Raw genomic sequence first — 23,277 nt, 5'->3', positions numbered from 1 at the left:
ATCCACCGAGCGAGCGGATGGCGCGTCAGCGGCTTCGCAACCGCCCTCACGACAGGCTGAGCAGCACCGCCGCCACGATCGCCAGGGCGATGCCGCCCACCTGCAGCCGTGACACGCGTTCGCGCAACACGATCGCCGCGAGCAGCACCGTGGTGAGCGGATAGAGGCTCGACAGCACGGAGACGGCGGCGAGGTTGCCGAGATGCAGTGCGGTCATCAGCAGAGCGTTCGCGGTGCCGAGCAGCACCCCCGCGCTGATCGCGGCGAGCCACGCGCGTCGACGGACACGGTTGCGCAGTGCACGACCGTCGGCGGATGCGGCCGGCTCGGCCGGTGCCGCAGCCAGCCAGACCGGCCGGAGGCGAAGCACACGGAGGAGCCCCGTGACGAGAAGCAGCACGAGCACCCCACCCGCCATCTCGATGAAGGCGGGGGACAGGCCGGAGTCGGCGGGTGCCGCATCGAGCGCCACGATCGAGGCGCCGAGGAAGACGCCCGAGATGAGTCCGAGCACGATCCCGGCGGGGGTCACCCGCACGGGCGAGCCGGCAGGCTGCACCGAGATGAGCAGCGTCGCCACGATGGCCAGCGCCACGGCGAACCACCCGAGCGGGCGCAGAGCCTCGCCGAGCAGCACCGCCGCCGCCACGGGGACGACCGCGTACACCAGGGCGATGGCGGGCGCCAGAAGTGACATCGGACCGATGGCGAGTGCGGCGTAGAACGTGATGAAGCCCACCACGGCGAAGACCGCGGCGGCCGAACCGGCGATCAGCGCATCCGCACTCCAGGTGAAGCCGCCGAACAGCAGGGCGAGGCCGATCACGGCGGTACCGAAGACGTAGTTCACGAGTGTCGCCGGCAGCACCGAGAGCCGCCGAGCCGCGACCCCGCCGAAGAAGTCGCTCGTACCGTAGGCGAGACTCGACGTCAGCGCCAGAACGACGATCAGAATCATCGGAGGTACTGCCCGAGACACCGGCCCGGACGCCGCCACCCGACGAACGCGTAGACTTCGAGCATGTCTGAGGTTACCGCTCCCGGCGTCGCGCTCGCGTCGGGTTTCGACGAGAAACTGGCCGCATCGCGTGAGGCGTCGATCGCTCTGGCCACCACCACGACCGACGTGAAGAACCGAGCGCTCGAGGCGATCGCGCAGGCGATCGAGACCGGCGCCGACGTCGTGGTGCCCGCCAATGACCTCGATCTCGCCAACGGCCGCGAGAACGGCCTCTCCGTCGCCCTTCAAGACCGGCTGCGGCTCGACGCTGCCCGCCTGGCGTCACTCGCCGCGGCCGTGCGCGAGATCATCGCGCTCACCGACCCGGTGGGGGAGAGCATCCGGGGCCGCAACCTGCCGAACGGGGTGCGCATCGATCAGGTTCGCGTGCCCTTCGGTGTCGTCGGTGCCATCTACGAGGCCCGCCCGAATGTCACGGTCGACATCGCCGCGCTCGCGCTGAAGAGCGGCAACGCCGTGGTGCTGCGCGGCGGGTCCGCGGCCGAGAACACCAATCGAGTGCTGGTGTCGCTGATCCAGGATGCACTCGCCTCGGTCGGTGTGCCGGCTGCCGCGGTGCAGACCATCGACGAGTTCGGCCGTGACGGCGCCAAGCGCCTCATGCACGCCCGCGGAGCCGTCGACGTGCTCATCCCCCGCGGCAGCGCCCAGCTCATCGACACCGTGGTGACCGAGTCGAAGGTGCCCGTGATCGAGACCGGCGCGGGCGTCGTGCACGTGTTCCTCGACGAGTCGGCGCGGCTCGACTGGTCCACCGAGATCGTGCACAACGCCAAGGTGCAGCGGCCGAGCGTGTGCAACGCGCTCGAGACGCTGCTCGTGCACGAGGCCTCGGCCGCCCGCCTGCTGCCCTCCGTGCTCGCCGAGCTGGCGGCATCCGGGGTCACGATCCACGGCGACGACGCCACGCGGCGACTGTTCCCGGATGCGGTGGCCGCCACCGAGGAGGATTGGGCGACCGAGTACATGAGCCTCGACCTCGCCGTGCGCGTGGTGGGCGGCATCGATGAGGCCATGGAGCACATCCGCACCTACTCGACCCATCACACCGAGTCGATCATCACGAACGATCTCGGCAACGCCGAGCGGTTCCTCAACGAGGTCGACTCGGCCGTGGTGATGGTGAACGCCTCCACCCGTTTCACCGATGGGGGCGAGTTCGGCTTCGGTGCCGAGGTGGGTATCTCTACTCAGAAACTGCACGCGCGTGGCCCGATGGGCTTGCCCGAACTCACGAGCACCAAGTGGCTGGTGCGGGGGAGCGGTCAGTCGCGTAGCTGAGCAAAGCTCGGGTTTGGTGTAGAGTCGACTGCGGTCGGCCACCGGGGTCGATCCCCGTCAGTCGACCGAGGTGCCGATGAGTTCGACGCGCCGCCTCGACATCCAGGGGCTCCGCGCCATCGCCGTGCTCAGTGTCCTGGTGTTCCACCTGAGACCCGGATGGCTCCCCGGCGGTTTCGTCGGTGTCGACATCTTCTTCGTGATCTCGGGCTACCTCATCACCTCCCACCTCGCGAAGGAGGCGATCGGCACAGGACGGGTGCGGCTCATCCGGTTCTGGGGCCGGCGCATCCGTCGCCTCATGCCGGCCGCCACGGTGGTGCTGGTCGCGACGGCGATCGCCACCGTCGTTCTGCTGCCTCTCTCGCAGTGGACCACGGTGGCGACGCAGATCGTGGCCTCCGCCGCCTCGGTGCAGAACTGGGTGCTGGCGGGATCGTCCGTCAGCTACCTGCACGCCACCGAGCTTCCGAGCCCGCTGCAGCACTTCTGGTCGCTCTCGGTGGAGGAGCAGTTCTACCTCGCGTTGCCGCTTGTGATCGTGGGCGCCGTCTTCGCGGCCGCCCGCGGCAGGTGGCGGTCGATCGCGACTCTGCGCGCCGTGATCACGGTGCTGGCCGTGGCCTCCCTGATCTACTCCGTCGTCGCCTCGTCGACGATTCCCGAGATCGCCTACTTCTCGACGTTCACCCGGGCCTGGGAACTGCTCATCGGCTCAGCTCTCGCGCTGTGGCTTCCCTCGATCCGGCCCACGCGCGCCTGGTCGCGCGGGCTCGCGCTCGGCGGGCTCGCGGCGATCGCTCTTTCCCTCGTGGTGATCACCGGCTCGACCGTCTTCCCGGGCTCTGTGGCGCTTCTCCCGACGCTCGGTGTCGCCGCGGTGATCGCGGGCGGGTCGGGCGTCGAGGTCAGCCGTGTGCAGCGCGTGCTCGAGTGGCGGCCGGTCACCTGGGTGGGTGACATCTCCTACAGCCTCTACCTCTGGCACTGGCCCGCGATCGTGTTCGCCGCTGCGCTGCTCGGCACCCCGACCCTCTCGCGCCGCGCGGTGGTGATCGTGGCGGCGGGCTCGGTTGTCGTCGCGTGGGTCTCGACACGGTTCGTCGAGCGGGCCTTCCAGACGCACGCGGCCGGTGCCGCCGATTCGAACGACTCGCGAAGCCGCCGCATCCGCCGCCATCCTCTGCTGCTCGGTGGCGCTCTGCTGGCCGTCAGTGCTCTCGCGGCCGGGCTGCTGCAGGCCGACCTCGTGCGGGTGGTCGACGAACAGCGGGTCGCGACGAGCGACGCGAATTCACCGGGCGCGCGGCTGCTCGATCCTGCGTTCGACCGGAGCACCTTCCCCGATGTGCCGACGGTGCCCGGCCCTGATGTGTTGGCACTGCAGACACTCGAGCGGCAGCTCACCGAGGAGTGTCTGGCGCTCGACGGCACAGTGGGCATCGCCCGCTGCGAGGCGGGCGACCCCGACGGCGGCAGCACCGTGTTGCTGCTGGGCGACAGCCATGCGGCGATGTGGTTGCCCGCTCTCGACGAGATCGGCGCCCGCGAGCATTGGCGGGTGGTCCTGGCTGCGAAACGGTCGTGCCCGTTGATCCGCCCTGACGGGCCTGTGGGAGACGGATATCCCGTCACGCAGTCCTGCCTCGCGTGGAACGCGGCGATCCCGGATTTCGTGAACGACCTCCACCCCGATCTCGTGGTGACCTCACCCATGTGGTACGCCCTCGATCAACCACCGCAATTCGTCGATGCGATCGTGGGTGACTACGCCCGGCAGTACGAGACGATCCAGGCAGCGGGCTACCCGATGGTGGCGATCACCGAGACCCCGTTGTTCACGGGATTCAGTGCCGCCGACTGCCTGTCGTCGAGTCATCCGGATGTGCCCGCGTGCTCGCGGAGGATGAACGAGGCGCGGGTCGTCGAGCCGTCGCGGGTCGGTCTCGTTCACGAGCGGGATCCCGCACTGGGCGTGATCGACGTCACCGACGTGATCTGTCCCGAGGGGGTCTGCTACTCCGCCATCGGCAACGTCATCAGCTTCCGTGACGACAACCACCTGACCGACCCGTTCGCACGGAGCCTGGCCTGGGCGGTGGATGCGCAGCTGCGCGGCCTCGCTCCGCGGCTGTACGACCACCCGTTACCCCGCCCCCCGGCCGAAACACCCGATCAGGTGAGTTCGGGCCAATCGCGCAAGTAGCGGTATCGTAGGAGAGTTCGTTCCGATCGAGCGGCTTCCGGCCGCCGATACCCGTGGGAGTAGTCATGTCCGTTCTCGTCAGTGTTCTCGCCGTCGCCGTCGACCACCCCAACGAGCTGCCCTTCCCTCCCATCGTCTTCGGCCTCATCGCCGCCGTGGTGTTCGTCGCGCTCGGGCTCGTCACCTGGAGCTACCGCGACGTGGCCAACCGCCACCCGCACAAGTCCGCGCGGTTCGCGGCCACGCACGACGTGCACGGGCACGCCGATCGCACGGGTGCGGATCACTAGACCATCGGGATGTCGAACAGTTCGCCCTCGAGGGGCGATCAGCCGGAGGAGTCCGTGCAGCCCGAACCGGGGCGACGTCGTCGTATCGGTGTGATGGGCGGCACGTTCGATCCCATCCACCACGGGCACCTCGTGGCGGCCAGCGAGGTCACCACGTCCTTCGGTCTCGACGAGGTGGTCTTCGTGCCCACCGGCCGACCGTGGCACAAGCAGCCCGTCACCTCGGCCGAGCACCGGTACCTGATGACCGTGATCGCCACCGCGTCGAACCCGCGGTTCATGGTGAGCCGGGTCGACATCGACCGAGGCGGTGTCACCTACACGATCGACACCCTGCGTGATCTGCACACGGCGTATCCGGATGCCGATCTCTTCTTCATCTCCGGGGCCGACGCGATCACCCAGATCCTCAGCTGGAAAGATGTCGACGAACTGTGGGATCTCGCCCACTTCGTGGCGGTCTCCCGGCCAGGTCACACCTTCGCAGTTTCATCTTTGCCGCGCCAGGACGTAAGCTATTTGGAAGTTCCTGCGCTCGCGATATCGTCCACTGACTGCCGCGGCCGGGTCGGCCGGGGTTTTCCGGTGTGGTACTTGGTACCCGACGGTGTCGTTCAGTACATCACCAAGCACCATCTATATCGGAGTGTTGAATGAGTTTGTCGCACGATGAGCAGCCGCTGACGCGGCGCCAGCTACGTGAACTGGAGCGCCAGAAACCGCGCAAAGAGCGCGAGGCCGACGCCAAGGCGGCCGAAGAGGCCGAGGCCGCGCGCAAGGCCGAAGCCGAGCGCGAAGCCGCTGAGGCTGCCGCTGCCGGTGAGTCCGTCGATGCCGGTGCGCCCTCTCGGCGTGCACTGCGCGACCAGGGTCCGGCCGACGTGCCGGCGCCTGTGGCTGCCACCCCGGTTCAGGATGCTCCTGCCGCCGCTGAGGAGTCCGACGAGATCGTCGAAGACACGATCATCCCCGAGGTCGTCTCCGACGACGCGGTCGACGACTCCGAGCCCGTCACGACCGTGCATCCGCTGATCAACGTCGTGCCCCTGTCGGAGCCCGTGACGCTTCCCTCGCACGACAGCGACTTCGCCGACGAGGGCGATGACGACACGGCGGAGCACGCTGAGATCGTGACGAGCCCCGTCGACTCCGCCGACACGGTGGTGGAGGAGATGGTGATCGACGTGCCGATGGCCGAGACCGTCGACCCCACCGCTGAGGCCGCTGCACACGTCGCGGCCGAGGAGCAGGCCGCGGCCGCTGCGGCCGCCGGCACTCCTCTGGCTCCGTTGTTCCAGAGCCCGTCGGAGCGTGCACGGGTGTCGAGCGAGGAGCTCCCCTCGTCGTTCGACGACCTGCTGTCGCTCCGCAATGCCGCCGCAGCCAATTCCATCTCCACCACCAGCGCGCTCGTGCTTCCCACGGTCCCGGGTTCGGGCGACGTCGGAACGGCTCTCGACGAGACCGGTGAGGTCATCATCACCGGATCGATCGATCTTCCGGCGAGCTTCGGGGCGATGGGTGCTCCGGCATCCGGTCTCGAGTCGAACGACCTCGACACGCTGCTCGAACGCGGCGAGGTCGAGCTCGGCTCGGATGTCGCGCCGGTGGCTGCGAGCCGTGCCATCAGCACCAACACGTCGTCGACGTCGCTGATCGCTCCTCCCAAGCGGGCGCGTGCCAACGCCCCCGTCGTTCTCGCCATCACGGCAGGTGTTCTCGCGGTGGGCGTCGTCAGCCTGCTGCTCGCCGTCTTCGTGTTCCGCGTCTTCTAAAAGAAAGTCTTCGTGACTGCTTCCACTCATTCTCTCGATCTCGCTCAGCTCGCCGCGACGGCCGCTGACTCCAAGTCGGCCATCGATCTCGTGGCTCTCGATGTGTCGGGTCCGTTGCCGCTGACCGATGTGTTCCTGCTCGCCTCCGGGCGCAACGAGCGCAATGTCGTCGCCATCGCCGAGGAGATCAGCGACCGCCTCGGCGAGGCCGGCTCGAAGGTCATCCGTCGTGAGGGCTTCTCCGAGGGGCGCTGGATCCTGCTCGACTTCGGCGACCTCGTGGTGCACGTCTTCCATGAAGAAGACCGCATGTACTACTCGCTCGAGCGACTGTGGAAGGACTGCCCGGTCGTTCCACTGAGTGTCGCCGCGGCCGACGCCTGACGTGGTCGCGAGAGCTCTCAGCGTGTAGTAATCTAGACAAGTTGTTTCCGCCGAGTGCGGAAATGGCGCCCAGTTATCTGGGCCCGTGGCGCAGCTGGTAGCGCACCTGCATGGCATGCAGGGGGTCAGGGGTTCGAATCCCCTCGGGTCCACCGATGTGATGAGTCGGGACATCGTTGATAGATGTGTCGGGACATCGTTGATATTCATGAAGGGCCCGGCCATCGGCCGGGCTTTTTGTTGTGGTCTCGCCAGTAGCTTTTCTCGGGTTCGATGAGGTGGTTGCTGAGGATCTCGCCGGTGGTGAGATGGGTGACCGTCGCCGTGTTTTCGTCGATCAGGATCATCACGGGTTCGGTGGTGTGTGCGCGGCCGATGCCGAGGTGATGCATTTTTCCGGCGCGTCGGATGGAGACTTTCCCGTCGCGGTCGACGGTGTCGGTTCGGACTCGGTAATGCGCTGCCAGCGGGGCGTTCTGCGGGGTTGCTTTGAGGGTGGCGTCGTATGCCTGCTGGGGGGTGTGGCGATCGAGTGCCCGGTGGGGGCGGTGCTCGTTGTAGATGATCTGGAACCGATCGAGGTGTGCTTGAAGATCGGAGATGGTCATAGCGGGGAGCTGTTTTCCGAGCCAGAGTTTCAGGGTCTGGTGGAACCGTTCGATCTTTCCCTGGGTTTGAGGGTGGTAGGGGTGGCCGTTCTTTTGGGTGATTCCCAGGCTCGTCAGCAGGTATTCGAACGCGTTCTTCCCGCGGGTGAACCGGGCGGTGTAGACGGTGCCGTTATCGGTCAGTGTGGATGCGGGCGGCCCGTATTCATTGATGTTGCGGGTGAAGCTGGTCACGACGAGAGGGCCGGTGACGCGGGTGTGGGCGGTGCAGGACAGCAGTAGCCGTGAATGGTCGTCGAGCCAGTTCAGGATCTCGACATCGGTTCCGTCGGCGAGAGCCCAGTGGGTGAAGTCGGACTGCCAGGTCTCGTTCGGTTGATCTGCGGCGAAACGAATGAAGGAAGATCGGGGTCGTTTCGCCGGCTCGGCCACGATCAGTCCCGCGTTGTTGAGGATGCGGCGGATCGTGGAAATTGCGGGGACGTTGATCCTTTCGCGTTCGAGGTGCCAGGCGATAGTGACGGGGCCCGCGTCGAGACCATCGGTTTCTAGCTGGCGGCGGAGCTGGAGAATCCGCGACCGGGTCGCCTCGGGTGTGGTGTTCGGGCTGCTGCGAGGTCGTCGGCTCTGCGGCTCGAGCGCGTCAAGGCCACCGGTTTGGTAGCGGGTCACGAGGGTGTTCACCCACTGCCACGAAACATCGAACTTGCGGGCTGCGTCAGCCTTGGTCAGGCCCTGGTGGACGACAGACAAGACAATCACGCGGGCTTTTGACATGAACCATCATCGAAGACCACCTACTATCAACGATGTCGCGACTCATCTATCAACGATGTCCTGAACCCAGACACCCTCGGGTCCACCGAGAACACGAAAGGCCCGCGGTATTCCGCGGGCCTTTTCGCATCCGCCTGCGCCTAGACCGTCGCCGAGACACGATGGCGCGAACCCCGTCGAGCACGACACCAGCGGGTGACCCGGAGGTCGCCCAGGTCGAATCGGCCGTCGGGCATCGCGGCCCGGATACTCGCCTCGTCGAACGGCCTCCTCGGTCGGAGATCCTCCGGCAGCTCGGGCGCGGGTGGCGCGGCCTCGTTCACTCCTTCCGCGAGCATCCGGGCCTGCGCCTTTGCGACCAGCGGGGTCACCATCAGCCACTCCGTGAGCTGGGCGAGAGCACGGATCGACCAGATGGGCGCGCGCACGTAGAGAGGATGCCGATCTGCCACGCCGGCGATCCTGCGGACGGCGGCGCCGAGGTCCAGCTCCTCCGCTCCCATGACGGCCACTGTGGGATCGGCGACCCGCCCCTCGAGCGCGGCGATCAGGACGTCGACGGCGTCAGCTACCGGAACGGGGCGTACCTTCCGCTCGTGGAAGCCGACGGTGGCGAACACAGGGAGGGTGCGCACAGCGCGGGTGACGTGGTCGATCATGTGGTCGCCCGGGCCGTAGATCATGCCCGCCTTGAGGATGGTGTAGTCCAATCCCGAGTGGCGCAGCAGTTCTTCGGCGGCCCACTTCGTATCGTGATACCCCGAGCCGCTGTTCGGGCGGGCGCGGAGGAAACTGAGCATGACGATCCTCGTCACCCCGGCACGACGAGCGGCTTCGATCACCGCTCGCGTGCCCTCCACATGCACTCGCTCGAAGGTCTGATCGCCGATCTCGCGGTTGATTCCGGCGCAGTGCGCGATGGCGTCGCATCCGGCGAAAGCCGCGGTGAGGGCGTCGACGTCGCCGATCGACGTGCCGGTGCGCCGCGAGACGATCGTCGTCTCCGTGGGGTTCAGGCGCTCAGCGAGGTGCCGGCCGACAAAACCGGTTCCACCCGTGATGGCAATCTGCATGATCGAACTCCTTCGCTTATTAGCAATGAAGCTACACTGTATTTTGCAGAAGTGCTATATTGCAAGTATGGTAGATACCGCGTCAGACATCTTCTCCGCTCTCGCGCATCCGACCCGCCGGCAGATCCTCCAAGACCTCAAAGACGGCGAGCTGGCTGCGGGGGAGATCGCCGCCCGTTTCAGCGCCACCGGCCCCACCATCTCGAGGCATCTCGCCGTACTGCGTCAAGCAGGCCTCGTGACCGAGCGACGTGACGCGAACCGCATCCTCTACTCCCTCGTGGGCGAGCGACTCGCCCTGTCGGTCGGAGACTTCCTGTCGACGGTCTGCCCCGAGCAGATCGTGCTGCGCGAGGTGCGGAAGCGCAGCGCCAGGCCGGCGGTGGAGGCGCAGGCGTAGGGCAGCACATCTCTGGTCTTTGCACCGCGGCGCGAGTATCGTTTGTGGCACCGAGTGCCGCAATGATGCGGCCTGGAGCGAAGGAGCAGGAGAGATGGGTCTTCTCGACGGGAAAGTCGTCTTCATCACCGGCGGAGGCCGCGGCCAGGGCCGTGCGCACGCCGTCGTATCGGCCAAGGAGGGCGCCGACATCGTGTTCATCGACACGACGCAGCCGTTCGCCACGGTGCCCTACGCCCACACCACCGCGGAGGACATGGCCGAGACGGTGCGCTTGGTCGAGGAGCAGGACCGCCGGGTGCTCTCCATCGAAGCGGATGTGCGCGACCAAGCTGCACTCGACGACGCCGTGGCGCAGGGCCTCGCCCAGTTCGGCCAGATCGACTGCCTGGTGGCCAATGCCGGCATCTGGACCCTCGGTCCGGTGGCCGAGATGACGCGGGAGCAGTGGCAGGAGATGATCGACATCAACCTCACGGGCGTCTGGCAGTCGGTGAAGGCCGTCGTCCCTCACATGATCGAGCGCCAGAGTGGCTCCATCGTGCTCACCTCCTCCGTCAACGGGCTCGAAGGGGGTGCCTTCTACTCGCACTATGCGGCGGCCAAGTTCGGCGTGGTGGGCCTCATGAAGTCGATCGCCCTCGAACTCGGACCACAGGGCATCCGGGCCAACACCGTGAACCCGGGCACCATCCTCTCCGGCATGACCGACAACCAGCAGGGCTACGACATGATGGCCGGCCACGCCGGCGGCACGCGCGACGACCTCCTTGCCGCCGGCCGCACGTTCGGCGTCCTGAAGGGATCGGGGTTCATGCCTCCTGAGGTGATCGCGAACGCGGCCGTGTTCCTCAACTCGGCGATGGCCTCCAATGTCACGGGCATCACCCTTCCCGTCGACTCCGGCCACCTGGCGATGGCGGGGATCAATATGGACCCGAAGTAGCCGCCCGGATCAGTGCCAGTCGCCGCCCGATGTGACCGTCAGAACGCGGTAGCCGCCGGAATCGATGGCACGCCATCCGTGCGCCACTCCGGCGGCCACGGCGAGGCTGCTTCCGGGAGAGAGGCGGTGAACCGTGCCGTCGTCGAGCCCGACCTCGAGGGTGCCGGCGAGCACGTAGAGGAATTCGTCTTCATCGTGCTCCGCATACTCGCTGAACGTCATCTCGGTGCCGTGCATCTCGGTGCCGAAGAGTCCACCCGGTAGCTGGGCAAGCTGCCAGACGGTGCGCACTCCCTCCGGCGTGCGCGGGACATCCGCGTGCACCACGTCCGTCCCCGCACCCGAGTGACGATCGGCTGACGGGCGCGCCAGGAGCGACCCCGGGGGCACGCCGAGCCCGCGCGCGATCTTCGCCATGGAGGCGAGACTGAGGCGTGCGTGCCCGCGCTCGACGAGCGAGAGGAACGGCTGCGACATCCCGGTCTCACCGGCCAGTCGAACCAGCGTGAGGCCGCGCTCGATTCGGAGCCCCCGGATGCGCGCGCCCATGGCGATCGCCTCGGCGTCGAGCGGCCCCGTCGACTTCACCCGGCCTCCCTGACTCTGTTCACGTGTTCGTAACGGCCCGAAATCGGGCCGCAAAATATTTATGAGATAAATATGGCATGAAACCACTCGTGCTCGGCATCTTCCAGTACATCGGCCCGAACGGCACCGTGGGGTCGGCGTGGCAGAACCCGCGCGACACCTCGTCGGACTTCACCAAGCTGAGCCATTGGACGGCTCTCGCCAAGCGGTTCGAGGAGGCCAAGCTCGATTTCCTCTTCCTCGCCGACAGCTACGGCTTCCCTGCCCTCGACGGTGAGCTGATCGAGGCCTCGGTTCGGGAGGGGCGCGGCATCCCGCAGGGCGACCCGATGCCCGTCATCAGCGCACTGGCCGCCGCGACGACGAACCTCGGCTTCATCGTGACGGCCTCCACCACGGTGGAGCCCCCCGCAGCGAACGCCCGTCGCTTCACGACCCTCGACCACTTCACCGACGGCCGGATCGGCTGGAACATCGTCACCGGATCCTCAGGAGCGACCGCGGCCGCGCTCATGGGCAAGGAACTCATCGGCCACGACCTCCGGTACGACATGGCCGACGACTATCTCGACGTGAATCTCACCCTGTGGGAGGGCTCGTGGGACGACGATGCTCTCGTTCTCGACAAGGAGCGAGGCGTCTACGCCGAGCCGGGCAAGGTGCGCATCGTGCACCACCACGGCCCCTACTTCCGCACCGACGGCGTCATGAGCATGCCGCCGTCGCCGCAGCGCACACCGCTGCTCGTGCAGGCGGGGGCATCCGGTCGTGGTCGGCAGTTCGCCGGCCGCAATGCCGAGGCGGTCTTCGTGGGCGGGGGAGAGCCCGCCACCGTCGCCGCGAACGTGCGCGGCATCCGCGAGAGCGCCGAGGCGGAGGGGCGGCCCGCCGACTCGATCACGATCATGGTGGGCGCGCTGTTCATCACAGCCCCCACGAGCGAGGAGGCCTGGGCGAAGCACGCCGAGATGCTCGCGATGTCGACGCCGGAGGGCGCTGCCGCCATCTATGCGGGCAACACGGGCATCGATCTGCTCGCCCTCGACCCCGATAAACCGATCGCGCAGACGAGAACCGAGATGGGCCAGTCGAACCTCGAACGCTATCTCGGCAAGGACGGCAAGCCGGCCCCGCTGGTGCGCGACATCCTCGAGAACTTCCGGCGCACGGGCATCAACGGCAGCGTCTTCGTGGGCGATCCGGGCGAGGTGGCCGACCAGCTGCAGGAGTTCGTGGAGCAGACGGGTGTCGACGGCTTCCTCATCCAGCCGCATATGACGCCCGAGACGTACGACGATCTGATCGAGCTGCTGCTGCCCGTACTGCGCGAGCGAGGGCTCGCCCGCAGCGAGTACTCCGGAGCGACGCTGCGCGAACGTCTCTTCCCCGATGGTGACGCGCATCTCCCGGCCACTCACCGCGGATGGGGATTCCGCGCGGGACGGGAGAAGGAGGCCTAATCTCCGAGGCCCTCGAGCACGTCGTTCGAGGGCACGAAGTAGGTCGAGCCGGTGACGGCGGTGGAGACATCCAGGATGCGGTCGTACGACCCCACGGGGTCGCCCACGAACATGTGCCGCAGCATCTCCTCGATCACCCAGAGCTCGCGTGCGTAGCCGATGAAGTAGGTGCCGAACTCGGCCTGCCCGGGCCGGCCGAACGGCATGTTGTCACGGAGGATGTCGTGCTCCACCCCGTTCGCGTCGGTGATGGTGTTGAGCGACTTGTGCGACTTGCGCTCGCCCGGCTGCTCCTCGAGCTCGACGTTGTCGAACTTGGTGCGGCCGATGATCTTCTCCTGCAGCTCGGTGGGGATCGCACTCCACGCGGTGAGGTCGTGCAGGTACTTCTGAACCACCACGTAGCTGCCGCCGGAGAATGCCGCATCCTCCTCGCCCACGAGGGCCGCGCGGGACATCGAGGCGCCGGTGGGGTTCTCGGTGCCGTCGACGAAGCCGAGCAGGTCGCGGGAATCGAGGTAGCGGAAACCGTGCACCTCGTCGGCCACGGTGACGCTGTCGCCGAGCTTGTCGAGCAGCAGCCGCTCGAGCTCGAAGCAGAGGTCGGGCCGTTCGGCGCGGATGTGGAACAGCAGGTCGCCCGGAGTCGACGGCGCGGTGTGCACCGGCCCGCGCACCTCGAAGAAGGGGCGCAGCTGGGCAGGGCGTTCGGCCTGGCCGAAGCGGTCCCAGGCGTCCGAGCCGATGCCGACGTTGCAGGAGAGGTGGGCGTTGAGATCGCGGAAGCCCACCGCGCGCACGAGCGACCCGATGTCGGAGACGACCTCGCGGGCCCGATCTGCGGCGTCGTCGCCGTCGGCGATGGTGACGACGAGGAAGACGGCGGCCGTGGAGAGCGGCGCGTCGACGCTCTGCGGCTCGATCGGAGTGCGGTCCCAGGGCTCTTCGTGCATGGTGCGATTCTAAGACCGTGAAAAGAAGCGATATATCGGTGACTTGACAAGACGATTTAAGCGATATATCTTTAACACATCGCGAAACGATCGCGACACTCAGATTTCAGAACAGAAAGGCGGATGCATCATGCGACGCATTCACAACGAAACCAGTCATCACGACCACGACCCTCGTCAGGGTCGCATCCATCCCGACCGCAGCTCCTGGCAGCGTGGTCCGCACGGCCACGACGGCGGTCGCGGTCGGGGCTTCGGCCCCGGCGGTCCCGGATTCGGCGGCTTCGGCCCCGGCTTCGGCCCGCGTGGTCCGCAGCGCGCGAGCCGCGGTGACGTGCGCTCGGCCATCCTCTCGCTCCTCGCCGAGGCGCCCTCGAACGGCTACGGCCTGATCAAGGCGATCGCGGAGAAGAGCGGGGGAGTGTGGCGCCCGAGCCCCGGCTCGGTGTACCCCACCCTCCAGCAGCTGGTCGACGAGGAGCTGATCGTCTCCACCGGAGATGGTCGACGCACCGAGTTCGAGCTCACCGAGTCGGGCACGGCCTATGTGGCCGAGCACGCCGACGAGCTCGCTGCGGCCTGGAAGGCCACGGCCGGCCGCTCCGCCGCTGACAGTGAGTTCCAGGAGAGCCTCGGCAAGCTCATGGGAGTCGTGCAGCAGTTCCGCTTCGCGGCCACCGACGAGCAGCGCACGCAGGCTGTCGAGAAGCTCGACGAGGCGCGGCGCGCGCTCTACCTCATCCTCGCCGACTGACGTCGGAAGGGTGACATCCGCGGGGCGGACCGAGTGATCGGTCCGCCCCGCCTTCGTCGTGCCCGGGCAGAGATAGGGCATCCTCCTGATGTCCTGCCCCCACCTCAGCGAGGAATCTCGAGACATCGAGAAGGGCAGACACCATGATGATCACCGAATACAACTTCCTCTGGCTGCACGAGGCGGAGGAGGAACGGTTCGCGCAGGAACTCGAGCACCGGCGCGTGGTCGAGGAGCGCCTCGCCCAGCAGGTCACGCCCGAGACCGTCTCGACGCGGCTGGTGCGCTGGCTCCGACGGGTGTCGGCAGCGGGTGGCACGATGTAACCATGGAGACGAGTACGGCGCTCATCGGCCGCGAGAGCGAGCTCGAGACGCTGCTCGACGCCCTCGGCCGATCCGGCGCCGGTTCCACGCGTGTCGTCGTCGTGGGCGGCGAGGCCGGGATCGGCAAGACGCGGCTCGTCGGCGAATTCCTCGCCGGGGTGCCCGCCGACGTGGTGGTGCTGCGCGGTCAGTGCGTCGACCTCGATCGCGACGCGCCGCCTTATGCGCCCCTCGTCTCGGCACTGCGAGGCCTGCTCGCGGCGGTGGGAGCTGACACGATGCTCGACGCGGCCGGGCCGGCGCGGGAGTCCCTGGCCATCCTGCTGCCCGAGCTGAACGAAGGGGCCGCACCCTCGGTTGCGGGGGTCCCGGCCGGCAGGGGCGGTCCTGACCAGCTCTTCGACGCCGTCGCAACCGCTCTCGAGGTGATCGCCCGCGATCAACCGCTCGTCATCGTGATCGAAGACCTGCACTGGGCCGATCAGGCCACCCTGGGGCTGCTGCGCTTTCTTCTGCGCATGCTCGAAGACGCGCGCATCCTCGTGGTGCTCACTTACCGCAGCGACGAGATCGGCCGCGGTCACGCCCTGCGCGGCTGGATGACCGAACTCGACCGCAACCGCCGATCGTCGCGCCTCGAGCTCGCACGCCTCAACCGCAAGCAGGTGCGACAGCTCACCACCAGCATCACCGGAGCCCCGCTCGACAAAGCCGACCTCGACCTGGTGGTGCAGCGCACCGACGGCGTGCCGTTCTTCATCGAGGAGATCGTGGGGTGCGAGGTGCTGTCGGCCGAGGCACTGCCCGACACCCTGCGCGAGCTGCTCCTCGCCCGCTACGACAACCTGGGTGACGCGGCGCAGCGCATCCTGAGGCTCATCGCTGCCGGGGGAGCCCGCGTCGAGCACGAACTGCTCGCGGATGTCGGCGACTCCTCGCCCGGCGAGATCGACGAGGCGGCGCGGGAGGCGGTGGCGGCGCGCGTTCTCGTGGTCGACGACACCGCCTACTCCTTCCGGCACGCGCTCGTGCGGGAGGCTGTCCACGACGAGCTGCTGCCAGGGGAGCGGATGCGCTTCCACACCCGCTACGCGCAGGCTCTCGAGCACCGCGGCGCCGATGCCACGGCCATCTCCTACCACTGGATGGCGGCGCACAACCTCACGGCGGCCTTCACCGCCTCGCTCGCCGCCATGGCCGAGGCCCGCGCCTCGTTCGCCAACGCGACGGCGGCGCGCATGGGCGAGCGCGCCCTCGAGCTCTGGGAGCAGGTTCCGGATGCGGAGGGCCTCGCGTCGCGAACCCGGGTCGAGCTGCTGGCCGAGACCTCCTACATCCTGCGCAATGCGGGTGAGAGCGAGAGGGCGATCGCCCTGATCGACGAGGCCATCGCCTGCTCGTCGGCGGCGGAACATCCCGAGCTCTTCGCCCGCATGCTGCGCGACAAGGCCTCCTTCTTCGCCAACGTGGGGTACACGGGCTCGATCGATCTGCTCCGCGAGGCGCTCGGTGTTCTCGAGGGTCACCCGCGGAGCGTGCTCCGGGCCAACGTGCTGGGCGAACTCGCGGCGCGGCTCATGCTCGACGCGCTCTTCGGCGAGGCCATCGACACCGCAGATGCGGCCTTCGACGAGGCCCAGCACGTGGAGTCCCGGGCCCGCATGTCGGTGGCGGCGAACATCCGTGGACTGTCGCGGCTGAACACCGGCGACATCGAGGGCGGCCTCGCCGACCTCGCGCTGGCGGGCGAGCTTGCGGTCGGCAACGACTCGGCGCGTCTCCGGTTCCTCGTGAACGAGTCCGACGCCCTCTACCTGCTCGGCCGTTTCGCCGAGGCGGTGGAGGTGGCGGAGGCGGGTGCCGAGAGGGCGCGGCTGCTCGGGGTGGAGCGCACCTCGGGTGCGATGCTGCTCTCGAACGTCATCGCCCCGCTGGCCGCCCTGGGCCACACCGCACGAGCCGATGAGCTGCTCGACCGGGCCCTCGACCTCGACCCGCCGATCGGCTTCAGCGCGCACTTGCAGCGGCTGAAGCTGCACTCCACCCTGCGCTCCGGCGATCTCGCTGCGGCCGAGCGGATGCTGCGGGGCTGGCGTTCGGAGCTCAGCCGCCAGCGGCGCATCGACGCCCAGTCGCGGCTCGGCCTTGCGGCCGTGGCGGGGGAGATCGCACTCGCCGGCGACCATCTGCGAGAGGCCTGGGCTGAGGTGCGCATCGTCTTCGCCGCCGAACACCGTCTCTTCCCCGCCTACGACCTGCCCCTGCTCGCCACCGCGGCGCGGGTGCTCGGCTGCGCCCGTGCATCCGGCATCGCGCTCGACGACACGTCGGCGAGCCACCCGCGCTCCGCCGACTCGAGTCATGCTGATCACGCCTCGGCGGTGGATGCCCGCGACAAAGAGGCCACCGACCTCGATGTGCTCGACCGAATCGAGCGGCGGCTTCGAGCAGCCGCCGCCGAGATCGCCTTCTGGCCCACCTCCACGGCCTATCTCGCCGTGATCGACGCCGAACTCGGCGGGCCCGACCGCACCGGTACCGACCCCGCGCTGTGGGCCGCGGCGGTCGAGTCCTGCGCGCAGTTCGCGGCGCCCGCCCACCTCGCGCCCTACTCGCTCTTCCGCGAGGCAGAGGCACGAGCGGTCACGGGCGACCGCGCCGAAGCGCATCGCATCGCCCACGAAGCGCGCCGGGCCGCCGACGCGATCGGGTTCGCTCTGCTCACCGCCCGAATCGACGACCTCGAGCGCCGGATCGGCCTGGTGAAGGTCTCGGGCTCGCGATCCGCTTCGGCGGGCGGCTCAGCCGCCGAACCCCCCGCAGTGCGCAGCGTCGAAGACGAATTGACCGATCGCGAGCGTCAGGTTCTCAGCCTCCTCGCGCAGGGGCTGAGCAATCGGCAGATCTCCGAGCGGCTCTTCATCAGCGTCAAGACCGCGAGCGTGCACGTGTCCAACATCCTGCGCAAGACGAACACCACGACCCGCACCGAGGCGGCGTTCCTCGCCCGGTCGTTCGGATCGATCGGCGCCGTCGACCACTGACCGACCGGTGGTCAGCCCGCGGGGTCGCGTGGCGCCCCGCTGTGTGGCCGGTCACCCTGCGGGAGAGCCTCTGCCTCTGCCCCTGCCTCCGCGCCTGCCCCTGCCCCTGCCCCTGCCTCTGCCCCTGCCTCCGCCCCTGCACGGCGCTTCGACGCCGGCCGCGCGACGTCTTCCACCGCGTCGAGCACCGCATCCGGCACCTCGATGTGAGCGAAATGCCCGGCGGTATCCAGAGCCTGGAGGTCGGTGTGCGTCACCAGCGCCCGCAGCCCGTCGTCGTCGCTCGGGCGCACGAACACGTCGTGCGCCCCGCGCAACGAGGTCACCCGGCAGCGGATGCGCCCCCAGTGCTGCTCGGGCCGATAGCGCGCCGCCTCCTCACTCGCCGCGCAGAACGAGCGCGGCCTGATCTCGTCGGCCAGGGCCGACAGCACTCCGGCCGGCACCCGACTCGGCCGGGCGAAGAGGGGGGCCATCACCCGGCGAAGAAGCCCGATCTCGCGAAGCCCGCGGAGCACAGCGGATGCGGCGCCTCGGCCAGGCGCGAAAGCCCGCATCACCGCCAGCAGCCCCACGAACGCGGGCATCCGCCGCACCCCGGCTACCGGGTGCGCTGCAGCCCGCATCACGGAGAACGTCGTGGCCGACACGAGCACGACGCCGCGTGTGGCGCGGGGCTCGATCGCGGCGAGATGCAGAGCGATGAACCCGCCGAGCGAGTGTCCGACCACGGACCACTCGGCATATCCGAGTACCCGTGCGACCTCTGCCACGGCGCGGGCGTAGGCATCGACGCCACGATCGCGACCGGATTCCGGGAAGGGCGAATCGCCCCAACCCGGGAGGTCGATCGCCACCATATCGGTCAGCGGCCGGCCCCGGAGCTCGGCGGCGGCCAGGAGCGGCGTCCAGGTCGTCCAGGATCCAGCGGCGCCGTGCAGCATGATGAGGGCGGCGGTGCCGGTGCGTCGCAGCGACGAGCGCACCACGACGTCGCCGAGAGCGGTCGCGACCCGCGTCGTGTCGAGCCCGAACCGCGCGGGGTCGGGTACGAGATCGAAAGGGGCGTACCCGTCGGCCTCGTGTCCCACCCTCACAACTCGGGTCATAGGGGCTCTTCGGAGCGGGTGTGCTGCCGGATTGGTCGGGAACGCGCAGATCCACAGGGGGAGGAGGGCGAACGCTGGGATGATGGGCAGATGATCTCCATCGAGCTCGCCCGTGCCCTGCGCACCGCCGGTCTGCGCTGGCATCCGCGATCCGGCGACAGGTTCGTGGTGGAGACCGTCGACGGCCCGGAGCAGGACGCGGGCGAGGTCTTCACCGTCAGCGAGATGACCGTGGAGGTGCACGACCACCCCGGCGGCCAGCTCATCGGGTTCAACGGCACCACCGAGTGGGCGCTCGACTCGGTCGATGTGAGCGACGCCCTCTGGCTGCCCCGGGAAGACCAGTTGCGCGGTGTGCTGCGCGACGGATTCCGCTCGCTGCAGCGGGAGCACCTCGAAGGCGAGCCGCTCCATGTCGTGACCGCCGTCATCCGGGGGCAGGAGCGCAGCTACGAGGCGTCCACCGCAGAAGACGCCTATGGCGAGGCGGTGCTCGACCTCATCGTGCAGAGTCTCGTCAGCGATGCCGATGACCCGGGATAGCCGAATAGGCTGGATGCATGACTGAAAATGCAGTGCCTCTCGTCACCCTCTCCGATGGACTCGAGATCCCCCAGCTCGGCTTCGGGGTCTTCAAGGTCGACCCCGACAAGACCAACCGCATCGTGCGCGACGCCCTCGACGTGGGCTACCGCCACCTCGACACGGCGAAGATCTACCACAACGAAGAGGGCGTCGGCCACGCCGTGAAGGAATCGGGCATCGCCCGCGACGACCTCTTCATCACCACCAAGCTCTGGAACGACGACCAGGCCGATGCGGCCACCGCCATCGACAAGAGCCTCGCCCGCCTGGGCACCGACTACGTCGACCTCTACCTGATCCACTGGCCTTCGCCCGAGCGCGACAGCTACGTCGATGCGTGGCGTGCTCTCGCCACGATCCAGGAGTCGGGCAAGGCGCGCTCGATCGGTGTCTCGAACTTCACCGTCGACCACCTCGAGCGGATCATCGCCGAGACCGGCGTGGTGCCGGCCGTGAACCAGGTCGAGCTCCACGTCGACTTCCAGCAGGCCGAACTGCGGGCATTCGCCGGCGAGCACGGCATCGCCATCGAAGCCTGGGGCCCGCTCGGCCAGGGCAAGATCAACGACTCCGAGGAGCTCGCCGCCATCGCGGCCGCCCACGGCAAGTCGGTGCCGCAGACGATCCTGCGCTGGCACCTCCAGATCGGCAACATCGTCATTCCGAAGAGCAACAACAAGGAGCGGATGGCCGAGAACTTCGACATCCTCGACTTCGAGCTGTCGTCGGCCGAGCTCGCCACGATCGCCACCCTCGACCGGGGCGAAGACGGCCGCAACGGAAGCCACCCGCTCAGCGTGAACTGATGACGGCGTGAGCCCCGCTCAGGGGTTCACCGAGACCGGGGCGTCCGTGCCCGTCTCCGCGTTCCCCTTTCCGGGGAACCAGGGGATGAGTGCGGACGTCCTCTTCTTGTACGCGGCGTACTCCGGATACCGGCTGAGCGAGATGCTCTCGGTGAAGACGGTCGAGCCGATGAACAGCAGAGTGAGCAACGCGGCGCCTGCAACGGTCCACTGCAGCACCGTGCCGGCCGCCACCGCGCCGATGAAGAACACCACCCACCACTGTGCCTGCTCGAAGAAGAAGTTCGGGTGCCGTGACAGGCGGAACAGCCCGGTCTGGAGGAACCGCGGATGCGGCTGCCGCCCCGCGGCGGTCTCCGCCTTCTTCCACTGGTGGAAGTTCCACTGCTGCTGATCGGCCACCGTCTCACCCACCAGCAGAGCGAGGAAGACGGCGAACAGCACGCCGTCGAGAACTCCGAACGGCGTCGTGCGGTTCTCATACGCCATCAGCGCGGGCATCGCGATGAGGAACAGGATGAGGTTCTGGTAGATCGTGATGAAGAACAGATTGAAGAGCTGGAACTGCCAGGGCGACATCCGCGTGCGCAGGATGGCCCAGCGGTAGTCCTCACCGCCGGGCGCATACCCGCCCTTGCGGGCGAAGTTGAACGTGAGCCGGGCGCCCCACAGGGTGACCACCACGGCCAGGAGATCGAGCCGCAGGTCGGCGAGACCGGCTGCCGCGGCGAAGATCCACACGTACACCACCGGGATCACCGACCAGATGCGGTCGACCCAGGAGTACTCCTTGGTGGCGAGCGACAGTACCCACACGACCAGGCAGACGGCTGCGAGCACCCAGAGCGACACGATCACGGGAACCATGAGCCGAGTGTAGCCAGCTACCAGCGCATCCGGAGGGAATTGGCGGTCGAGCGGGGTGCCGGATCGGCTACGCTGGACGCAGCAAGGAGGGCAGCTGGATGACGAACGACGCGAACACCGATCACACCACGAGTATCCCTGTCCCCACCCCGACAGACACGACGCTCTCGCTCACCGGCGAGTTCGCCGCGCAGCTCGCGGCGCTGGAGGGCGGCGTCACCGGCGAGGAGCTCGAATCCATCGCCGCGCTCCCGTCGGGCTCAGCCCTTCTCATCGTGCGCCGCGGCCCGAATTCGGGTGCCCGCTTCCTGCTCGACACCTCGGTCACCACCGCCGGTCGTCACCCCAACGCCGACATCTTCCTCGACGACGTCACCGTCTCACGCCGCCACGCGGAGTTCGTGCGGCACGGCCACTCGTTCGTGGTGCGCGACCTCGGCTCGCTGAACGGCACCTACGTCGGTGGCGTTCGCGTCGAGGAGGCGCTCCTCGACGACGGCGCCGAGGTGCAGATCGGCAAGTTCCGCCTCACGTTCTACCCATCACGCATCGACGTGGTCACCGCCGCGGGTCAGTAGTGGCGTCCGCAGCATCCTCGTCCTCCGCGTCAGCTCAGTCGGCGCCGGCCTCTCTTCTCGGTATCGGCCAGGTGCTGGCAAAGCTCACTCCCGACTTCCCCGACCTCACGCCGTCGAAGCTGCGCTTTCTCGAGGAGCGCGGGCTTGTTCATCCGGCGCGCACGCAATCGGGCTACCGCAAGTTCTCGCAGAACGATCTGAGCCGACTCCGCCTCATCCTCACGATGCAGCGCGACTGCTACCTGCCGCTCGCCGTCATCAAAGACTATTTGGCCGACGTCGACGCGGGTCTCAACCCGCCGATGCCCGGTGCGGCGTTGCCGGGCGGGGCATCCATCCTGCAGACCGGCCGCCGGCTCAGCCGTGACGACCTCACCCGCGAGTCGGGCGCGTCGCCCATGCTGGTCCAGGATGCGTTCACCGCGGGCGTGCTCGCGCCGGCAGACGCCTACGGCGAAGACTCACTCGTGGTGCTCAGGGCGCTCGTCGAACTGCAGCGAAGCGGCATCGAGCCACGTCACCTGCGCGGTTTCCGGCAGGCCACGGAGCGCGAACTCGGTCTCATCGAGAGCGCGCTGATGCCGGTGGCGCGTCGCCGAGACCCGTCGAGTCGTGCCAAGGTCGCCGAGATGGCGATGGAGATCGCGGGTCAGCTCGAAGTGGTGCGCTCGAGCCTCATCCGCTCGGCGCTGTCTCGTATCGCTCCCTAGTGTCGGGTGCAACGCCGGGCGGTGCGGCCGGTAACGATTGGCACCGATGCCGCGACACGCCGATGGCGAAGTCGTGATGTCGTTGCTCCGGGCGGTCGGCATCGCTACCGTGGAGGAAGCACAAGACGGCTCCGGATGCTCCGGCTGCCCGAATGACGGAAGGCCCTGATGAGCGAGCTAAGCCAGAACGACGATTCTCGCTACGATCTCGGACTTCTCTTCACCGACGGTCTGCCCGACCTCGACCAGTCGGCCGGCTACCGCGGTGCCGTTGCGGCTCGAGCTGCAGGCATCACCTACCGCCAGCTCGACTACTGGGCGCGAACCGCGCTCGTCGAGCCCACCGTGCGCGGTGCAGCAGGGTCCGGCTCGCAGCGTCTCTACGGCTTCCGCGACATCCTCGTGCTGAAGCTCGTGAAGCGGCTGCTCGACACCGGCATCTCCCTGCAGCAGATCCGCACGGCCATCAACCAGCTCCGTGAAGCAGGCATCAACGACCTGGCGCAGACCACTCTCATGTCAGACGGCGCGAGCGTCTACCTCTGCACCTCCAACGACGAGGTCATCGACCTTGTCAGCCGCGGCCAGGGCGTGTTCGGCATCGCCGTGGGCAAGGTGCTCCGTGAGGTCGAGAACAGCCTCGTCGACATCGACAGCACGGTGGCCGACCCGGCCGACGAGCTCGCCGCCCGCCGCGCCACCCGCAAGGCCGTCTGAGCGCATCCTCCGCGCCGCC

At 68.1% G+C, this 23,277-nt stretch carries 24 protein-coding genes and 1 tRNA gene; 18 read left to right on the top strand and 7 right to left on the bottom strand.

Annotation, left to right across the window (positions count from 1 at the left end; all coding sequences use genetic code 11):
* Window positions 1–46: 46 nt before the first annotated feature.
* Window positions 47–958 carry an EamA family transporter gene (locus EPO52_RS14335; protein WP_290807684.1) on the bottom strand — a complete coding sequence of 304 codons (912 nt, stop codon included), beginning with the start codon at window positions 956–958 and terminating at the stop codon, window positions 47–49.
* 63 nt (window positions 959–1,021) lie between these two features.
* Here EPO52_RS14335 and EPO52_RS14330 point away from each other — a divergent pair, with 63 nt between their 5' ends.
* The 7 genes from EPO52_RS14330 to EPO52_RS14300 all read left to right on the top strand — a co-directional run bounded on the left by EPO52_RS14330 (window position 1,022) and on the right by EPO52_RS14300 (window position 7,109).
* A complete protein-coding gene (locus EPO52_RS14330) occupies window positions 1,022–2,302 on the top strand; it encodes a glutamate-5-semialdehyde dehydrogenase (RefSeq protein ID WP_290807682.1) in 1,281 nt (426 codons plus the stop codon).
* A 76-nt stretch (window positions 2,303–2,378) separates the two neighbouring features.
* Window positions 2,379–4,508 (top strand): acyltransferase family protein, encoded by a 2,130-nt coding sequence (locus EPO52_RS14325; protein WP_290807681.1) that lies wholly within the window; start codon window positions 2,379–2,381, stop codon window positions 4,506–4,508.
* A 65-nt stretch (window positions 4,509–4,573) separates the two neighbouring features.
* Complete coding sequence (locus tag EPO52_RS14320) at window positions 4,574–4,798, top strand: hypothetical protein (RefSeq protein WP_290807679.1); 225 nt, start codon at window positions 4,574–4,576, stop codon at window positions 4,796–4,798.
* A 9-nt stretch (window positions 4,799–4,807) separates the two neighbouring features.
* Window positions 4,808–5,455: a nicotinate-nucleotide adenylyltransferase gene (nadD, locus tag EPO52_RS14315; protein ID WP_290807677.1), complete on the top strand. Its 648-nt coding sequence runs from the start codon at window positions 4,808–4,810 to the stop codon at window positions 5,453–5,455.
* Window positions 5,452–6,573 (top strand): hypothetical protein, encoded by a 1,122-nt coding sequence (locus EPO52_RS14310; RefSeq protein WP_290807675.1) that lies wholly within the window; start codon window positions 5,452–5,454, stop codon window positions 6,571–6,573. Before nadD ends, EPO52_RS14310 begins: the two co-directional genes overlap by 4 nt.
* Window positions 6,574–6,585: 12 nt before the next feature.
* Window positions 6,586–6,957: a ribosome silencing factor gene (gene rsfS / locus EPO52_RS14305; protein ID WP_290807673.1), complete on the top strand. Its 372-nt coding sequence runs from the start codon at window positions 6,586–6,588 to the stop codon at window positions 6,955–6,957.
* A 79-nt stretch (window positions 6,958–7,036) separates the two neighbouring features.
* Window positions 7,037–7,109: transfer RNA gene (locus EPO52_RS14300), tRNA-Ala, on the top strand.
* A gap of 54 nt (window positions 7,110–7,163) precedes the next feature.
* Here EPO52_RS14300 and EPO52_RS14295 read toward each other — a convergent pair.
* Window positions 7,164–8,342 (bottom strand): IS481 family transposase, encoded by a 1,179-nt coding sequence (locus EPO52_RS14295; RefSeq protein WP_290807671.1) that lies wholly within the window; start codon window positions 8,340–8,342, stop codon window positions 7,164–7,166.
* Between the two features lie 140 nt (window positions 8,343–8,482).
* Window positions 8,483–9,415, bottom strand: a complete 933-nt coding sequence (locus EPO52_RS14290; RefSeq protein WP_290807669.1) for an NAD(P)H-binding protein — start codon at window positions 9,413–9,415, stop codon at window positions 8,483–8,485.
* A 67-nt stretch (window positions 9,416–9,482) separates the two neighbouring features.
* Between EPO52_RS14290 and EPO52_RS14285 the strand changes: the two genes are divergently transcribed.
* A complete protein-coding gene (locus EPO52_RS14285) occupies window positions 9,483–9,815 on the top strand; it encodes a metalloregulator ArsR/SmtB family transcription factor (protein WP_290807667.1) in 333 nt (110 codons plus the stop codon).
* 94 nt (window positions 9,816–9,909) lie between these two features.
* The gene (locus tag EPO52_RS14280; protein WP_290807665.1) at window positions 9,910–10,761 is read left to right on the top strand and encodes a mycofactocin-coupled SDR family oxidoreductase; all 852 of its coding nucleotides are present in this window, start codon (window positions 9,910–9,912) and stop codon (window positions 10,759–10,761) included.
* 9 nt (window positions 10,762–10,770) lie between these two features.
* On the opposite strand, the gene EPO52_RS14275 is transcribed toward EPO52_RS14280, so the two are convergent.
* Entirely contained in the window at window positions 10,771–11,349 is a 579-nt protein-coding gene (locus EPO52_RS14275; protein WP_290807662.1) for an XRE family transcriptional regulator, read from the bottom strand.
* A gap of 77 nt (window positions 11,350–11,426) precedes the next feature.
* Between EPO52_RS14275 and EPO52_RS14270 the strand changes: the two genes are divergently transcribed.
* Window positions 11,427–12,809, top strand: coding sequence for an NtaA/DmoA family FMN-dependent monooxygenase (locus EPO52_RS14270; RefSeq protein WP_290807660.1), 1,383 nt, complete (start codon window positions 11,427–11,429; stop codon window positions 12,807–12,809).
* Here EPO52_RS14270 and EPO52_RS14265 read toward each other — a convergent pair.
* Window positions 12,806–13,762, bottom strand: coding sequence for a Dyp-type peroxidase (locus tag EPO52_RS14265; protein ID WP_290807657.1), 957 nt, complete (start codon window positions 13,760–13,762; stop codon window positions 12,806–12,808). The genes EPO52_RS14270 and EPO52_RS14265 overlap by 4 nt on opposite strands.
* A 130-nt stretch (window positions 13,763–13,892) precedes the next feature.
* On the opposite strand from EPO52_RS14265, the gene EPO52_RS14260 reads away from it, so the two are divergent.
* The 3 genes from EPO52_RS14260 to EPO52_RS14250 all read left to right on the top strand — a co-directional run bounded on the left by EPO52_RS14260 (window position 13,893) and on the right by EPO52_RS14250 (window position 17,886).
* Window positions 13,893–14,516: a PadR family transcriptional regulator gene (locus EPO52_RS14260; RefSeq protein WP_290807655.1), complete on the top strand. Its 624-nt coding sequence runs from the start codon at window positions 13,893–13,895 to the stop codon at window positions 14,514–14,516.
* A gap of 143 nt (window positions 14,517–14,659) precedes the next feature.
* Window positions 14,660–14,842 carry a hypothetical protein gene (locus EPO52_RS14255; protein ID WP_290807653.1) on the top strand — a complete coding sequence of 61 codons (183 nt, stop codon included), beginning with the start codon at window positions 14,660–14,662 and terminating at the stop codon, window positions 14,840–14,842.
* A gap of 2 nt (window positions 14,843–14,844) precedes the next feature.
* Window positions 14,845–17,886, top strand: coding sequence for a helix-turn-helix transcriptional regulator (locus EPO52_RS14250; RefSeq protein WP_290807651.1), 3,042 nt, complete (start codon window positions 14,845–14,847; stop codon window positions 17,884–17,886).
* Window positions 17,887–17,897: 11 nt separating this feature from the next.
* On the opposite strand, the gene EPO52_RS14245 is transcribed toward EPO52_RS14250, so the two are convergent.
* The gene (locus tag EPO52_RS14245) at window positions 17,898–18,995 is read right to left on the bottom strand and encodes an alpha/beta hydrolase (protein ID WP_290807649.1); all 1,098 of its coding nucleotides are present in this window, start codon (window positions 18,993–18,995) and stop codon (window positions 17,898–17,900) included.
* Between the two features lie 90 nt (window positions 18,996–19,085).
* Here EPO52_RS14245 and EPO52_RS14240 point away from each other — a divergent pair, with 90 nt between their 5' ends.
* Both EPO52_RS14240 and EPO52_RS14235 read left to right on the top strand, forming a co-directional pair.
* A complete protein-coding gene (locus tag EPO52_RS14240; RefSeq protein WP_290807647.1) occupies window positions 19,086–19,538 on the top strand; it encodes a pilus assembly protein CpaE in 453 nt (150 codons plus the stop codon).
* 17 nt (window positions 19,539–19,555) lie between these two features.
* Window positions 19,556–20,386 carry an aldo/keto reductase gene (locus EPO52_RS14235; protein WP_290807646.1) on the top strand — a complete coding sequence of 277 codons (831 nt, stop codon included), beginning with the start codon at window positions 19,556–19,558 and terminating at the stop codon, window positions 20,384–20,386.
* 18 nt (window positions 20,387–20,404) lie between these two features.
* Here EPO52_RS14235 and EPO52_RS14230 read toward each other — a convergent pair whose 3' ends face one another.
* On the bottom strand, window positions 20,405–21,253 hold the full coding sequence (locus tag EPO52_RS14230; RefSeq protein ID WP_290807644.1) for a DUF1295 domain-containing protein: 849 nt from the start codon (window positions 21,251–21,253) through the stop codon (window positions 20,405–20,407).
* 98 nt (window positions 21,254–21,351) lie between these two features.
* Here EPO52_RS14230 and EPO52_RS14225 point away from each other — a divergent pair, with 98 nt between their 5' ends.
* From EPO52_RS14225 to EPO52_RS14215, 3 genes are all read left to right on the top strand, one after another.
* On the top strand, window positions 21,352–21,831 hold the full coding sequence (locus EPO52_RS14225) for an FHA domain-containing protein (protein ID WP_290807641.1): 480 nt from the start codon (window positions 21,352–21,354) through the stop codon (window positions 21,829–21,831).
* Complete coding sequence (locus EPO52_RS14220; protein WP_290807639.1) at window positions 21,831–22,541, top strand: MerR family transcriptional regulator; 711 nt, start codon at window positions 21,831–21,833, stop codon at window positions 22,539–22,541. The genes EPO52_RS14225 and EPO52_RS14220 overlap by 1 nt, the downstream gene beginning before the upstream one ends.
* A gap of 168 nt (window positions 22,542–22,709) precedes the next feature.
* A complete protein-coding gene (locus EPO52_RS14215; RefSeq protein WP_290807638.1) occupies window positions 22,710–23,258 on the top strand; it encodes a MerR family transcriptional regulator in 549 nt (182 codons plus the stop codon).
* The last annotated feature ends 19 nt before the right edge of the window (window positions 23,259–23,277 follow it).

Source organism: Herbiconiux sp., assembly GCF_004297105.1.
Taxonomy (GTDB): domain Bacteria; phylum Actinomycetota; class Actinomycetes; order Actinomycetales; family Microbacteriaceae; genus Herbiconiux.
Note: the sequence above shows the minus strand (reverse complement) of the source record. Positions and strands in the feature narration are given on the sequence as shown.

What these genes read in the sequence shown, in the direction of transcription:
- EPO52_RS14295 (WP_290807671.1), bottom strand. Translation starts at nt 8,342, where the DNA reads ATGTCAAAAGCCCGCGTGATTGTCTTGTCTGTCGTCCACCAGGGCCTG.
- EPO52_RS14270 (WP_290807660.1), top strand. Translation starts at nt 11,427, where the DNA reads ATGAAACCACTCGTGCTCGGCATCTTCCAGTACATCGGCCCGAACGGC.
- EPO52_RS14320 (WP_290807679.1), top strand. Translation starts at nt 4,574, where the DNA reads ATGTCCGTTCTCGTCAGTGTTCTCGCCGTCGCCGTCGACCACCCCAAC.
- EPO52_RS14230 (WP_290807644.1), bottom strand. Translation starts at nt 21,253, where the DNA reads ATGGTTCCCGTGATCGTGTCGCTCTGGGTGCTCGCAGCCGTCTGCCTG.
- EPO52_RS14250 (WP_290807651.1), top strand. Translation starts at nt 14,845, where the DNA reads ATGGAGACGAGTACGGCGCTCATCGGCCGCGAGAGCGAGCTCGAGACG.
- EPO52_RS14260 (WP_290807655.1), top strand. Translation starts at nt 13,893, where the DNA reads ATGCGACGCATTCACAACGAAACCAGTCATCACGACCACGACCCTCGT.
- EPO52_RS14245 (WP_290807649.1), bottom strand. Translation starts at nt 18,995, where the DNA reads ATGACCCGAGTTGTGAGGGTGGGACACGAGGCCGACGGGTACGCCCCT.
- EPO52_RS14330 (WP_290807682.1), top strand. Translation starts at nt 1,022, where the DNA reads ATGTCTGAGGTTACCGCTCCCGGCGTCGCGCTCGCGTCGGGTTTCGAC.
- EPO52_RS14280 (WP_290807665.1), top strand. Translation starts at nt 9,910, where the DNA reads ATGGGTCTTCTCGACGGGAAAGTCGTCTTCATCACCGGCGGAGGCCGC.
- EPO52_RS14285 (WP_290807667.1), top strand. Translation starts at nt 9,483, where the DNA reads ATGGTAGATACCGCGTCAGACATCTTCTCCGCTCTCGCGCATCCGACC.
- nadD (WP_290807677.1), top strand. Translation starts at nt 4,808, where the DNA reads ATGTCGAACAGTTCGCCCTCGAGGGGCGATCAGCCGGAGGAGTCCGTG.
- EPO52_RS14335 (WP_290807684.1), bottom strand. Translation starts at nt 958, where the DNA reads ATGATTCTGATCGTCGTTCTGGCGCTGACGTCGAGTCTCGCCTACGGT.
- EPO52_RS14235 (WP_290807646.1), top strand. Translation starts at nt 19,556, where the DNA reads ATGACTGAAAATGCAGTGCCTCTCGTCACCCTCTCCGATGGACTCGAG.
- EPO52_RS14215 (WP_290807638.1), top strand. Translation starts at nt 22,710, where the DNA reads ATGAGCGAGCTAAGCCAGAACGACGATTCTCGCTACGATCTCGGACTT.
- EPO52_RS14290 (WP_290807669.1), bottom strand. Translation starts at nt 9,415, where the DNA reads ATGCAGATTGCCATCACGGGTGGAACCGGTTTTGTCGGCCGGCACCTC.
- EPO52_RS14255 (WP_290807653.1), top strand. Translation starts at nt 14,660, where the DNA reads ATGATGATCACCGAATACAACTTCCTCTGGCTGCACGAGGCGGAGGAG.
- EPO52_RS14310 (WP_290807675.1), top strand. Translation starts at nt 5,452, where the DNA reads ATGAGTTTGTCGCACGATGAGCAGCCGCTGACGCGGCGCCAGCTACGT.
- EPO52_RS14240 (WP_290807647.1), top strand. Translation starts at nt 19,086, where the DNA reads ATGATCTCCATCGAGCTCGCCCGTGCCCTGCGCACCGCCGGTCTGCGC.
- EPO52_RS14225 (WP_290807641.1), top strand. Translation starts at nt 21,352, where the DNA reads ATGACGAACGACGCGAACACCGATCACACCACGAGTATCCCTGTCCCC.
- EPO52_RS14265 (WP_290807657.1), bottom strand. Translation starts at nt 13,762, where the DNA reads ATGCACGAAGAGCCCTGGGACCGCACTCCGATCGAGCCGCAGAGCGTC.
- EPO52_RS14325 (WP_290807681.1), top strand. Translation starts at nt 2,379, where the DNA reads ATGAGTTCGACGCGCCGCCTCGACATCCAGGGGCTCCGCGCCATCGCC.